This window comes from Streptomyces sp. NPDC058295 (assembly GCF_042880655.1).
Lineage (GTDB): Bacteria > Actinomycetota > Actinomycetes > Streptomycetales > Streptomycetaceae > Streptomyces > Streptomyces coriariae.
In genome coordinates this window covers 15,532-28,125 of the sequence record NZ_JBHVYO010000028.1, presented here as the reverse complement: position 1 = coordinate 28,125, position 12,594 = coordinate 15,532, and the positions used below count along the sequence as shown (strand labels likewise).

The 12,594-nt window shown below is 72.1% G+C and carries 10 protein-coding genes; 6 read left to right on the top strand and 4 right to left on the bottom strand.

What is annotated here, in order from left to right:
• The first annotated feature begins 14 nt into the window (after positions 1-14).
• The 3 genes from ACFVYS_RS27360 to ACFVYS_RS27350 all read left to right on the top strand — a co-directional run bounded on the left by ACFVYS_RS27360 (position 15) and on the right by ACFVYS_RS27350 (position 2,193).
• The gene (locus ACFVYS_RS27360) at positions 15-794 is read left to right on the top strand and encodes an exodeoxyribonuclease III (RefSeq protein ID WP_389506155.1); all 780 of its coding nucleotides are present in this window, start codon (positions 15-17) and stop codon (positions 792-794) included.
• 119 nt (positions 795-913) lie between these two features.
• A complete protein-coding gene (locus ACFVYS_RS27355) occupies positions 914-1,333 on the top strand; it encodes a DUF6278 family protein (protein WP_389506153.1) in 420 nt (139 codons plus the stop codon).
• Positions 1,334-1,449: 116 nt separating this feature from the next.
• Positions 1,450-2,193, top strand: coding sequence for an amino acid ABC transporter ATP-binding protein (locus tag ACFVYS_RS27350; protein ID WP_389506152.1), 744 nt, complete (start codon positions 1,450-1,452; stop codon positions 2,191-2,193).
• A gap of 48 nt (positions 2,194-2,241) precedes the next feature.
• Here the strand turns inward: ACFVYS_RS27350 and ACFVYS_RS27345 are convergent, their stop codons facing one another.
• Both ACFVYS_RS27345 and ACFVYS_RS27340 read right to left on the bottom strand, forming a co-directional pair.
• A complete protein-coding gene (locus tag ACFVYS_RS27345; protein ID WP_389506276.1) occupies positions 2,242-3,795 on the bottom strand; it encodes an alpha/beta fold hydrolase in 1,554 nt (517 codons plus the stop codon).
• Positions 3,796-3,893: 98 nt separating this feature from the next.
• Positions 3,894-4,640 (bottom strand): hypothetical protein, encoded by a 747-nt coding sequence (locus ACFVYS_RS27340; RefSeq protein ID WP_389506150.1) that lies wholly within the window; start codon positions 4,638-4,640, stop codon positions 3,894-3,896.
• 143 nt (positions 4,641-4,783) lie between these two features.
• On the opposite strand from ACFVYS_RS27340, the gene ggt reads away from it, so the two are divergent.
• Positions 4,784-6,595, top strand: a complete 1,812-nt coding sequence (gene ggt, locus ACFVYS_RS27335; RefSeq protein WP_389506149.1) for a gamma-glutamyltransferase — start codon at positions 4,784-4,786, stop codon at positions 6,593-6,595.
• 45 nt (positions 6,596-6,640) lie between these two features.
• Here the strand turns inward: ggt and ACFVYS_RS27330 are convergent, their stop codons facing one another.
• Both ACFVYS_RS27330 and map read right to left on the bottom strand, forming a co-directional pair.
• Entirely contained in the window at positions 6,641-9,196 is a 2,556-nt protein-coding gene (locus ACFVYS_RS27330) for an ATP-dependent Clp protease ATP-binding subunit (RefSeq protein ID WP_389506147.1), read from the bottom strand.
• A 497-nt stretch (positions 9,197-9,693) separates the two neighbouring features.
• Positions 9,694-10,464 carry a type I methionyl aminopeptidase gene (map, locus tag ACFVYS_RS27325; RefSeq protein WP_389506145.1) on the bottom strand — a complete coding sequence of 257 codons (771 nt, stop codon included), beginning with the start codon at positions 10,462-10,464 and terminating at the stop codon, positions 9,694-9,696.
• Between the two features lie 32 nt (positions 10,465-10,496).
• Here map and ACFVYS_RS27320 point away from each other — a divergent pair, with 32 nt between their 5' ends.
• Both ACFVYS_RS27320 and ACFVYS_RS27315 read left to right on the top strand, forming a co-directional pair.
• A complete protein-coding gene (locus tag ACFVYS_RS27320) occupies positions 10,497-10,748 on the top strand; it encodes a helix-turn-helix domain-containing protein (RefSeq protein WP_020125510.1) in 252 nt (83 codons plus the stop codon).
• 141 nt (positions 10,749-10,889) lie between these two features.
• Positions 10,890-12,434 carry a hypothetical protein gene (locus ACFVYS_RS27315; protein WP_389506143.1) on the top strand — a complete coding sequence of 515 codons (1,545 nt, stop codon included), beginning with the start codon at positions 10,890-10,892 and terminating at the stop codon, positions 12,432-12,434.
• Positions 12,435-12,594 lie beyond the last annotated feature (160 nt).

Below are 12,594 nucleotides of genomic sequence, written 5' to 3'. Positions count from 1 at the left end.
GTAGGTTGTGAGGCATGCGTATCGCGACCTGGAACGTCAACTCGATCACCGCCCGCCTGCCGAGGCTGCTGGCCTGGCTGGAGAGCAGCGGCACCGACGTGCTGTGCCTCCAGGAGGCCAAGGTCGCCGAGGCGCAGTTCCCGCTCGACCAGCTGCGCGAACTGGGCTACGAGGCGGCGGTGCACGCCACGGGCCGGTGGAACGGCGTGGCGGTGATCTCCCGCGTCGGTCTGACGGACGTCGTCAAGGGCCTGCCCGGCGACCCCGGCTACGACGGGGCGCCGGAGCCCCGCGCCCTCTCGGCGACCTGCGGCCCGGTCCGCGTCTGGTCGGTGTACGTGCCGAACGGACGCGAGGTCGACCACCCGCACTACGCCTACAAGCTCCAGTGGTTCGAGGCCCTCAAGGCCGCCGTCGCGGGCGACGCGGCGGGCAGCCGCCCCTTCGCGGTGCTGGGCGACTACAACGTGGCGCCGACCGACGACGACGTGCACGACGTGGCCGCCTTCGAAGGCCTCACCCATGTCACCCCGGCCGAGCGCGCCGCCCTGGCGTCGCTGCGCGAGGCGGGCCTGTCGGACGTCGTCCCGCGCCCCCTGAAGTACGACCACCCCTTCACGTACTGGGACTACCGCCAGCTCTGCTTCCCCAAGAACCGCGGCATGCGCATCGACCTGGTGTACGGCAACGAGCCGTTCGCCAAGGCCGTCAAGGACGCCTATGTCGACCGCGAGGAGCGCAAGGGCAAGGGCGCCTCGGACCACGCTCCGGTCGTGGTCGACCTCGAGGTGTAGCGGGAGCCGCCGGTGCCCGTCCGTCTACGCGCGATGCCCGCCCGGACCGGGACCCCGGCCCTCGGCATGTGCCAGCGCGCCTGTGGTGCGCACGCCGGTGCGAATGTCACGCTGGGCTTATGAACATCCCTTTCCTGGGCAACAGGAGCAAGAAGTACCGTGCGGCGGTGCTCGCCGAGGACCCCGAGGGGATCGCCGAACTCCTCTCCGAATGCGAACTGTTGCGTTCCCAGGCGGCCCGGGAGGGGATCGGACTCGACGACACGGCCGCCTCGTTGGAGGCACTGGACCAGCTTCCGCCGCGCTGGCGCGAGGACGAGGAGACCTTGCCCTGGTTCGGTCACGACGCCGGGCTCTACCTGGGGACGGTCGTCGTGCGTACGGTGCCCGGTTCCGTCTGGGTGGTCTGGCCCGGCGGGGAGCCGGTCGTCCGGCTGGCGTCCGGCCGGGAGGTCGACGTGGTCACCGCGGGCCGCGAGTGGGCCGCGACCGGGACCCCCGAACTGTCCCAGTTGTACGCCGAGGTCGCCGAGAACTGAAGTGCGAGCGCGTAAATACGGCTAATGACAGAAAAGTGCGTGTCGTGCCTCAACTCCAGTCTTGGGTGGATAGTTTGCGGCAACCACGACACACCTGAAAGTGAGTAGGGCTGCGCATGGCCGTCGATCCGTTGATCGAGCTGCGTGATGTCAACAAGTACTTCGGGGAGCTGCATGTCCTCCAGGACGTCAACCTCACCGTCGGCAGGGGGGAGGTGGTCGTGGTGATCGGCCCTTCGGGGTCGGGGAAGTCGACACTGTGCCGCGCGATCAACCGGCTGGAGCCCATCCACTCCGGTTCGATCACGCTCGACGGACAGCCGCTGCCCGAGGAGGGCAAGGCGCTGGCGGGACTGCGTTCCGAGGTCGGCATGGTCTTCCAGTCCTTCAACCTGTTCGCCCACAAGACCGTGCTCGCGAACATCTCGCTGGGCCAGGTGAAGGTACGCAAGCGCAAGAAGGACGAGGCCGACCGGCGCTCCCGTGAACTGCTCGACCGGGTGGGCCTCGCCGACCAGGCCGACAAGTTCCCCGCCCAGCTCTCCGGAGGCCAGCAGCAGCGCGTGGCCATCGCCCGCGCCCTCGCCATGGACCCCAAGGCGCTCCTGTTCGACGAGCCCACCTCCGCCCTCGACCCCGAGATGATCAACGAGGTCCTGGAGGTCATGCAGCAGCTCGCCCAGGAGGGCATGACCATGGTCGTGGTCACCCACGAGATGGGCTTCGCCCGCTCGGCCGCCAACCGTGTGATCTTCATGGCCGACGGCCGTATCGTCGAGGACCGCACCCCCGAGGAGTTCTTCACCGCCCCGCGCAGCGACCGCGCCAAGGACTTCCTGTCCAAGATCCTCAAGCACTGAGCGACGGCGCCAGCCGCAGAACCCACCCGCCCCGGCGGCGGCCGGAGATCACTGCCCGCGCAGCGGAACCGACATGTACGACGGGTCGTTCGCCGGCGAGGAGAAGGTCAGCCGCGCGCCGGACGGGTTGTGCTCGATGTAGAGCGGGTCGACCGTGTCGACCACCAGGGCGAGCCGGTGCCCCGCCGGGACGTCGTAGGCCGTGGAGACCAGATCGAGGTCGAGACCGAACGGCCGGCCCGGCGTGCGCCCGTGGAAGGTGTACGGCGCGTTGGTGACCAGTCTGCCGACGCCGAGCGGTCCCACGTCGTAGAGATAGGCGACGAGGGTGCCGCTCTCCTCGGTCGGGGTGACGGTGGTGTGCACCTGCGCGGTGCCGCGCACCCGCTGGGCGGTGGCGTACTTCCCGGACTGCCACACGGCGGCCCAGCGGCGGGGGAGCAGGGGGATCGCGGCCACCGGGGGCAGCTTCGCCACCTGGTCGAGGATGCTGGACAGGAAGACGATCCCGCCGTCGGCGCCCGAGTCCACGTTGGTGTGGATCGTGGTGGAGCCGGCGAGGGCGATCTTCTGCCGGGTGGCGTTCACCGACTTCCAGTCCGGATATCCCTCGTAACCGCTTGTGGAACGGGACTTGAGCCGGACGGGCTGCTCACGGTCGATGCCGTTGTCCTCGCCCTTGAGGTAGTGGTCGAACCAGCGCTCGGTGTCGGTCCACACGTCGTTGGGCAGCCCGAACAGACCGGTGAGCTCGGCGGTCGCGTGGTCGCCGGGGCGCAGTTCCAGCCGCTTCGGACCGGTCAGCCGCTCGTAGAAGGCGGCGGACTGGTTGGGCGGGAAGATCGTGTCGCCCCAGGCGCCGGCGAGCATGATCGCCGCGCCGTTCTGGTTGAGTCGGTCCAGGTAGGTAGCGGGGGAACGTTTCTGCCCCCAGGCGACGATGTCCTTCTCCTTCGACAGGTCGGAGGAGTAGAAGGCCGAGAAGACCTCCCGGGACTCGGCGCTCTGACGGCCGGTGACCGTGCCCACGGTGTCGAGCACGGCGGCGGCCTGGACGTGCTGGGTGCGACCGGAGTAGATCGAGTCGATCAGGTCGCCCCAGCCGCTGAGCGAGGCGACGGCCTTGACGCGCGGGTCGTGGGCGGCGGCCAGCAGGCTGATCCCGGCGCCGTACGAGACGCCCGCCATGCCGACGTTCTCCGGATCGCTCGGGGTGTTCGCGAGGGCCCAGTCGACGACCTTGGCGGCGTCGGCGACATCGTGCGGCCCGGCCACGTCGATCTCGCCACCGGACTGCCAGAAACCGCGCACGTTGTAACCGAGCACGACATAACCGGAGTCGGCGAGCCGCTGCGCCTGGGCGAGATACTCGACCTGCGGGAACCCCCAGCTCGTCGGCAGCACGATCAGCGGGTGGCGCCGGGTGCCGTCCGCGTCGGCGGGGGTCACCACGTTGGCCTTGAGGACCGTACCGCCGTCCCCGGCGATGTCGACGTACCGGACCCCGCCGGTGGCGGCCTGCGCGCCGGGTGCCAGGCCCAGTACCCCGCCGGCGACCAGGGTCGCGGAGACGGCGCCCATGGCGGTCGTACGAAGGGCCATGCGGTGCGGTCGTCCCACGGGTCACTCCTCTTGCCTGCGCCATCGCAAAGTGACCCGACGGTAACCGCTGCACCCCGGCCGAGGTAACCGTCGGTAAGTTACGTCGCAGTAACAATTGTCGTGTCCGGCAGGGGCGCCTGCGCCGCCCGGGTCACGTCCGCGACCAGTTCGACCACATCGGGGCCGTACACCTGGGAGTTGATGACCTTCAGGAGCAGTACGAAGGAGTCGTACCCGTGTTTGCGGGCCAGTCGTTCGTGGTTGCGGACCAGGTAGCGGGTGGCGGCCTGGTTGTTGATCGCGCGCTGGCCGCAGAACAGGAAGACCGGCCGCGCCTCGCGCCGCCGGCCGGCGGTGAGCCGGGCCAGCAGGACGTACTCGGTGACGCCCGGTTCCATACGGTGGTGCTCGCTGCCTATCTGGAACGCCAGTCGGTCAGGCCCCGGTTCCCGGTCGGTGTTGATGCGCACCCCGGGCAGCATGGCCTGGATATGGGCCGCCATCCGCCGGTTCGACCCCGGACCGCCGACACAGAACTCCGTCCGCTCTCCGAAACCCTGGCGGGCCGCGTCCTGGGTGACCACCTCGGCGCCCGCGCCGCAGTCCTTGATGAGCGCGGCGAGTTCCAGGAGCGCGAACACGTCGTGGCGGTGCACGGCGAGGTCGGGGCTGCCCGCGTCGCGGTTGACGACCAGCAGGCACTCCGAGTTCTCGGGCAGCCCGAAGAAGGCCTGCTTGCGCCGGAGTCTGCGCTTCCACAGGTGGGTGCGGGTCAACCAGCCGAGCGCGGCACTGATGCCGGCCGCGACCACGCCCAGGACGATGTTGCGCACGTCGTCGTTCATGGGCGCGCATGCTAGCGGGCGAGCACGGCCGGGGCGTACCCATGTTCGAGGTGTGGCAGTCGTATGACAGTGCCCGGAAGGAGGCTGTCGGGGCCCCGTGAATGTGGTTACGCTGCGCGGACGGTTCTGGACTGGAGGTACGGATGCGTCGCCCTGTCGCGCGGAAACTGTCGGTCCTGGCGGTCTCGGCCGCCGTGGTCACGGTGGGGGCCGCGGCGCCACCCGCCGCTGAGAGTGCCACTGTTGCGAAGGTACCGGTCGCCGTCGGCTACGGCGGTGCGGTCGCCAGCGTCGACGCGGACGCCTCCGCGGCCGGCGTCGAGGTACTGCGCAAGGGGGGCAACGCCGTCGACGCGGCCGTCGCCACCGCCGCCGCCCTCGGCGTCACCGAGCCCTACTCCTCCGGTATCGGCGGAGGCGGCTACTTCGTCTACTACGACGCCGAGTCCCGTGCGGTGCACACCATCGACGGCCGTGAGACCGCGCCGCTGTCCGCGGACTCCGGTCTCTTCCTGGAGAACGGCAAGCCGCTCGCCTTCGCGGACGCCGTCAGCAGCGGCCTGGGCGTCGGCACGCCGGGGACCCCCGCCACCTGGGCGACCGCGCTGAGGGAGTGGGGCAGCGAGAAGCTCGGCACGGTCCTGAAGCCCGCCCAGCGCATCGCCCGCGAAGGCTTCACCGTCGACGACACCTTCCGCACCCAGACCGCCGCCAACGAGACCCGCTTCCGCTACTTCCCCGACACGGCGAAACTGTTCCTGCCCGGGGGTCAACTCCCCGTCGTGGGATCGACGTTCAAGAACCCCGACCTCGCCCGCACCTACGAGGAGATGGCCCGCAAGGGCGTCGGCGCGGTCTACCGGGGCGACCTCGGCGAGGACATCGTCTCCACGGTGAACAAGCCTCCCGTGGACCCGGGTTCGGGCTGGAACGCCCGGCCGGGCGAGCTGTCCGCCAAGGATCTCGCCGCCTACCGGGCCAAGCTCCAGGCGCCCACCAGGACTTCGTACCGCGGCCTGGGCGTCTACTCCATCGCACCCTCGTCCTCGGGCGGCACGACGGTCGGCGAGGCCCTCAACATCCTGGAGAAGACGGACCTTTCGAAGGCGAGCGAGGTCCAGTACCTGCACCACTACCTCGAGGCCAGCCGGATCTCGTTCGCCGACCGCGGGCGCTGGGTCGGCGACCCCGCCTTCGAGGACGTCCCCACGAAGCAGCTGCTGTCGCAGAAGTACGCCGACTCCCGCGCCTGCCTCATCAAGGACGACGCGGTCCTCACCAGCCCGGTGGCGCCCGGCGACCCGCGCCACCCGGCCGCCTGCGGCACGGGCGGCACGGCGGCGCCGACGACGTACGAGGGCGAGAACACCACGCACCTCACCGTCGCCGACAAGTGGGGCAACGTGGTCTCCTACACGCTCACCATCGAGCAGACGGGCGGCAGCGGCATCACCGTGCCCGGCCGCGGCTTCCTGCTCAACAACGAGCTGACGGACTTCTCCTTCGCCCCCGCAAGCCCGGCGGTCCACGACCCCAACCTGCCCGGCCCGGGCAAGCGGCCGCGCTCGTCGATCTCGCCGACGATCGTCCTCGACCGCCACAACAAGCCGGTGGTGGCGCTGGGTTCGCCCGGCGGCGCGACCATCATCACCACCGTGCTGCAGACCCTGACCGAGTTCGTCGACCGCGGACTGCCGCTCGTCGACGCGATCGCCGCCCCGCGCGCCAGCCAACGCAACGCCGCGCAGACGGAGTTGGAGCCCGCGCTCTACAACGACACCAGCCCCGACGGGCTGCGGGCCCGACTGGAGGCCATCGGGCACTCCTTCAAGCTCAACCCGGAGATCGGCGCGGCCACCGCCGTGCAGCGGCTGCCGAACGGCAAGTGGCTGGCCGCCGCCGAGACCGTACGACGCGGCGGCGGCTCGGCACAGGTGGTGCGTCCGGCGCCCTAGGGTCCGGAGCGGACAGCTCGGGCGCCCGACGTCGGGCGGCGGGCGTCAGAGCTCGGGGGCGGGTGGTTCACCGGTACGCGTGCGGAACGCGAGCCGTCCGTCCTCGACCTCCACCGTCACCCGGTCGCCCTCCTCGACCCGCCCGTCGAGGAGCAGCCGGGACAGCTGGTTGTCGACCTCGCGCTGGATCGTGCGGCGCAGCGGGCGGGCGCCGTACTCGGGCTGGTAGCCGCGCTCGGCGAGCCAGTCGACGGCCGCGTCGGTGAACTCGGCAGTGATGCCCCGGGCTTGCACCAGCCGCCGCGTCCGCTCCAGCAACAGGTCGGTGATCCGCCGCAGTTGGTCACCCGTGAGCTGCCGGAACACGACGATCTCGTCGATCCGGTTGAGGAACTCCGGCCGGAAGTGCTCGCGCAGCGGCCGCAGGATCTGCTCGCGCCGCGCCTCCTCGTCGGCGTCCGCGCCACCCGGTCCGAAGCCGATGCCGGCACCGCGCCGGGTGATCGCCTCCGAACCCAGGTTGCTGGTCATCACGATGACCGTGTTGGTGAAGTCGACCGTGCGCCCCTGGGAGTCGGTGAGCCGGCCGTCGTCGAGGACCTGGAGCAGGATGTTGAAGACATCCGGGTGCGCCTTCTCCACCTCGTCGAGCAGGAGCAGCGAGTACGGGTGCCGGCGGACGGTCTCCGTCAGCTGCCCGGCCTCCTCGTGGCCGACGTAGCCGGGCGGAGCGCCGACCAGCCGGCTCACGGTGTGCCGCTCCTGGTACTCGCTCATGTCGAGCCGCACCATGCGCTCCTCGCTGCCGAACAGCGACTCGGCGAGCGCGCGGGCCAGTTCGGTCTTGCCGACGCCGGTCGGACCGAGGAACAGGAAACTGCCGATCGGCCGGTCCGGGCTGGCGAGCCCGGCGCGCGAGCGCAGCACCGCGTCCGCGACGACCCGTACGGCCTCCTCCTGGCCGACGACCCGCTCGTGCAGGTGCTCCTCCAGGGCCAGCAGGCGGTCCTTCTCCTCCTGGGTGAGGCTGGCGACGGGGATGCCGGTCTGCCGGGACACCACCTCGGCGATCGCCTCCGCGGTGACCTCCAGGTGCCGGCCCTCGTCGGAGGTGACCTCACCGGTCGCGTCCGCGATGCGCTGCCTCAACTCGACGATGCGGTCGCGCAGGCGGGTGGCCTGCTCGTACTGTTCGTCCGCGACCGCCTGGTCCTTGTCGCGGGCCAGTTCCTCGGCCTCGCGTTCCATCGCCCTCACGTCCGTGCCCTTGGTGCGGGCACCGAGCCGCACCCGGGCGCCGGCCTGGTCGATCAGGTCGATCGCCTTGTCGGGCAGGCGGCGGTCGGTGAGATAGCGGTCGGACAGCTCCACGGCCGCGACGAGCGCCTCGTCGGTGTAACGGACCTGGTGGTGGGCCTCGTAGCGGTCGCGCAGCCCGCGCAGGATCTCCAGCGCGTCCGCGACGGACGGCTCCGGGACGAGGATCGGCTGGAAACGGCGGGCGAGCGCCGCGTCCTTCTCGATCCGCCGGTACTCCTCCAGCGTCGTCGCGCCCACGATGTGCAGCTCGCCGCGGGCCAGGGCCGGCTTGAGGATGTTGCCGGCGTCCATCGACCCGCCGCCCTCGCCACCGCCGCCCGCGCCGACGACGGTGTGCAGCTCGTCGATGAAGACGATCAGCTGGTCGGAGTGGGCGCGGATCTCGTCGACGATGGTGGTCAGCCGCTCCTCGAAGTCACCGCGGTAACGGGTGCCCGCGACCACGGCCGTCAGGTCCAGGGCGACCACGCGCCGCGCGACGAGGACGTCCGGCACGTCCCCGTCCGCGATCCGCTGGGCCAGTCCCTCCACGATGGCGGTCTTGCCGACGCCGGCGTCACCGATCAGCACCGGATTGTTCTTGCCGCGCCGGGAGAGCACCTCGATGGTCTGCTCGATCTCGTCGTCGCGGCCGATCACCGGGTCGATCCGGCCCTCACGGGCCAGCTCGGTGAGATCGGTGCCGTACTTGTCCAGGGTGGGCGTGCCGGTGGGCCGCTGCCGGTCGCCGGAGCGGGGTGTCTGCGCGGTGTCCGGGGGCTCGCTCGGCAGGCCCGCGGCGGCGAAGCGGGCCGCGTTGAGGATGTGCCCGGCGGCGGAGTCCGGGTTCGACGCGAGGGCGCTCAGCACGTGCTCCGGGCCGATGTAACCGGCCCCGCGCGAGCGGGCCAGGTCGTGCGCGTCCAGCAGGGCGCGTTTGGCGGCCGGGGTCAGCGACAGCGATGTGGGCGGTGGCACCTCGCCCGGCGGGTGCTGGACCGGACCCGAGCGCTCGTCGATCTCCGACGCGAGGGACTCGGGGTCGGCGCCGGCCCGGCTGAGCAGCGTGCGGGTCGGCTCCGCGCCGAGGGCCGCGCGCAGGAGATGCTCGGTGTCCAGGTCGCGGCTGCCGTGCTCGGCCGCGTACTGGGCCGCGCCGCGCACGAGCTCCCTCGCGGGACGGCTGAGGAGCTGGCCGATGTTGATCTGCCGGGGGCCGGGGCGGGGCCCGCCGAAGAAGCGGGCCAGGAACTCGCCGAAGGGGTCGCCGTACCCCTCCGGGCTGGAGAAGCCGCTGGTCATGGCGTTCCGTTCGATCGACTTGCGCTGCCGGTGCGGACGGGTGCCCTGTCCGTCCCGGGCTACACCACGATGGCACGATCCGCAGGGCGCGGCATGTCCTGGACCCGCACGGCGCACGACGGCCGACCCGGTGAGTGGTCGGTGGCGCCAGCGGGGCGGAGTGGTAGTGCGGTAGGGCCTCAGGTCGGTACGGCCTCGCACCTCTCGGCGGGACCGGCCGCGGGCCGTGCGTGTTCGGTGGCGCCCTCGGGGCGCAGCCGCAGGCAGGCAGGGCCTTGCGCCTGCGGGCGGACCGTTCGCGGGTCGTGCGTGTTCGGTGGCGCCTGCTCCGCGGGCTGTGCGTGGGCGGTCGTGCCCGTGGGGCGAAGCCGCAGGTCGGTTCGGCCTCGCGCCTGGCGGCGGAAGCGGCCGTGGGGCGTGTACGAGCGGTGGCGCCCACGGGGCGGAGCCGTGGGTCGATGTGATCGATACGGCCCGCGCCCGTCGGCGGGACGGTCCTACCGGCGCTCGGTGAGGACCCTCGGTCCGCTTTCCGTGATCGCCACCGTGTGTTCCGCGTGGGCCGCTCGCGAACCGTCGTTCGTGCACAGGGTCCAGCCGTCCGGTGCCTCGTGGTAGCCGTCCTTGCCGCTCGCGATCAGCATCGGTTCGATCGCGATGACCATGCCGTGGCGCAGGGGATAACCCCGGCCCCGGCGGCCCTCGTTGGGGACCGCGGGGTCCTCGTGCATGTGGCGGCCGATGCCGTGGCCCCCGAAGCCCTCCGGGATGCCGTAGCCCGCCCTCCGGCACACCGTGCCGATCGCGTGCGCGATGTCGCCGATGCGGTTGCCGACGACCGCCGCCTCGATACCGGCCGCGAGGGCCCGCTCGGCGGTCTCGATCAGCCGGAGGTCCGCCGGGCGCGGCGTGCCCACGGTGAAGCTGATCGCGGAGTCGCCGGCCCAGCCGTTCAGGGTGGCGCCGAAGTCCGCCGAGAGGAGGTCGCCGTCGCGCAGCCGGTAGCCGGTGGGGATGCCGTGCACGATCGCGTCGTTCACGGACGCGCAGAGCACCGCCGGGAAGGCCGTCGTGGCGAAGGACGGGCGGTAGCCGAGGAAGGGGGACGTCGCCCCCGCCTCCCGCAGCACGTCGTGTGCCAGTTCGTCCAGCTCCAGCAGGGATACGCCCACGTCGGCGGCCTCGCGCACGGCCGTCAGCGCCCGTGCGACGACCTGTCCCGCCTCGTACATTGCCTCGATCGATGTGTCTGTCTTGAGCTCCACCATGCCAATTACTATACCGGTATTAGAATGGGGGCATGGTACGCACCCCCCTCACCCCGGAAGAGCGCGAACGCGGCGAACGGCTCGGTCTGTTGCTGCGTGAGGCCCGCGGCGGCCGGAGCATGGCCGACATCGCGGCCAGCGCCGGCCTCTCCGCCGAGACCCTGCGCAAAATCGAGACCGGCCGGGCCCCGACGCCGGCGTTCTTCACCGTCGCCGCGCTCGCCCGCGTGCTCGGTCTGTCGATGGACGAGCTGGCGGGGCTGTGCGTGCCCGCCCCCGCGTGACACCCTGGGGTCGCTGTCCGCGCCCGTTCGGGATCGCGCACAGGTCGTCGCGTCGGTTTCGAAAACTGGCTGTAGCCGCGCTGTAACACGGTTGGTGTTTTCTACGAACCGGAGTGTTCCGGTCGGGGCGGGAGTCGAGCGATGGCTGTGGATCAACTCCCGGGCCGAGTACGGGAGTTCGTGAGCTACCTGAACGGACTGCTGGCACGCCTCGATCAGGGTGCCGGCTGGTGCGCGGTGTTCTGGCAACGCGATCCCGACGGTATGCAGGCCTGCCTCGACGGCCGCGAGGTGCCGCCCTGGGACGTGGTGGAGGCGGTGCTCCAGGACCTCGCCGCCGAGTACGGGACCGCGGTCGCCGCGCAGCAGGCGGAACGGGTCCGGCCCCTGCACGCCGCCGCCCTCGCCGCCCACGACGCCCGGCCCGGTGGCCGCGACGCCCTCGGGGACCGGCTGGACGTGATGCTCCGCGAACAGCGTTACGCCGCCGAACGGCTGGCCGAACTGGGGCGCAGGCTCCCGTCCGCGGCCACCCACGAGCAGGCCGAAGCCATCCGTCTCGACCTCGCCTGGGCCCACGACGACCATGAACGGGCCACCGCACGGTGCGCCGAACTCCGCTACCGGATGGCGGAGTCGGACCGGCTCCCGTCGGCGGGCGCGAGCCCCGGGGCGGCCCCGCACACTGCCGCCGACCCCGCCGCCGACCCGGCCTACGAGACGGCTGCCGGGTACGACGCCCCCGCTGGATACGAGGCTCCTGCCGGGTACGACACGCCTGCCGGGCATGATGCCCCTGCCGGGTACGGCGCCGCCGGGTCCCCGGCCGGAGCGCCGGTCGACGCGTACGAGGCCGGAGCGTCGGCGGCCGAAGCCCCCGCCTCCCGGCCTGCTCCCGCCGAGGAAGCCCCCGCCCCCGCCCCCGCCCCCGCCCCGGCCGTCGTCCCCAAACAGCGCAAGCGCCGCCGCGGCAGCGCCCGGTTCGCCGGTATGGACGACGAGGAGGACGCCGCCTCCCTGGCCGTACCGCCCGCCGCCGAACGAGTGGCGCCCGCGCCCGCCCCGACCGGGCGCCGCACCCCGCGCGGCGCCCGCTTCGCCGGGGCCGCAGCCGAGAAGGTCGAGCGGTCCGAGCCGCGGCGCGAGCCGCTGGACACGGCGGCCCGGCGGGAGACCGTCGAGACGGTCGAACGGCTGGTACGCCTGCGCGGCGAAGGCCGCAGCGGCGAGGCGCACGCCCTGCTCGTCGAACTCGCCTACTGGCCGGCCGCCCGCATCCCGCTGCTCGCGGCCGAACTCCAGCGCGCCGGGCTCACCGCCGACTGGACCACCCTGCTCTGGGAGGCCGCCTCCCTTCCCGCCGACCGTCTCGTCGCGGCGGCCGACGCGCTGGTCGCGGTGGGGCGTACGGCGGACGGCGAGCAGATCCTGCGCCAGGGCGTCGCCCGGCCGGCCGCCGAGATCGGGCAGGCCGTCCTCGGCCTGGTCGAGGAGGGCCGGCGGCGCGAGGTCAGCGCGCTGCTCGACGCCTACGTCCGGGTCCGCACCCCCGAGGAGGCGGCGCGCAGCGTCGCCCCGGCCCCGGGGACCCTCGTCCCCCTCGTGCTGGAGGCCGCCCGGACGGTCTCGGAGGAACGCCACTGGGACCTGGTGCACGCCCTCAGGGTCGCCGGTTTCACCGCCTGACCCGGGCCACGCCCTTACGCCGTACGCCCGGCGACTCACCCACCGGAGTGTGAAACGCGATCGACTCGGCGGGTTAACGACGATGGTCTTGGCAAGCCCGTCCCGGAGGCTTACGTTCGTCCCTCTACGACCTTCGTCTACGGGCGTAGAGGCTCTGACG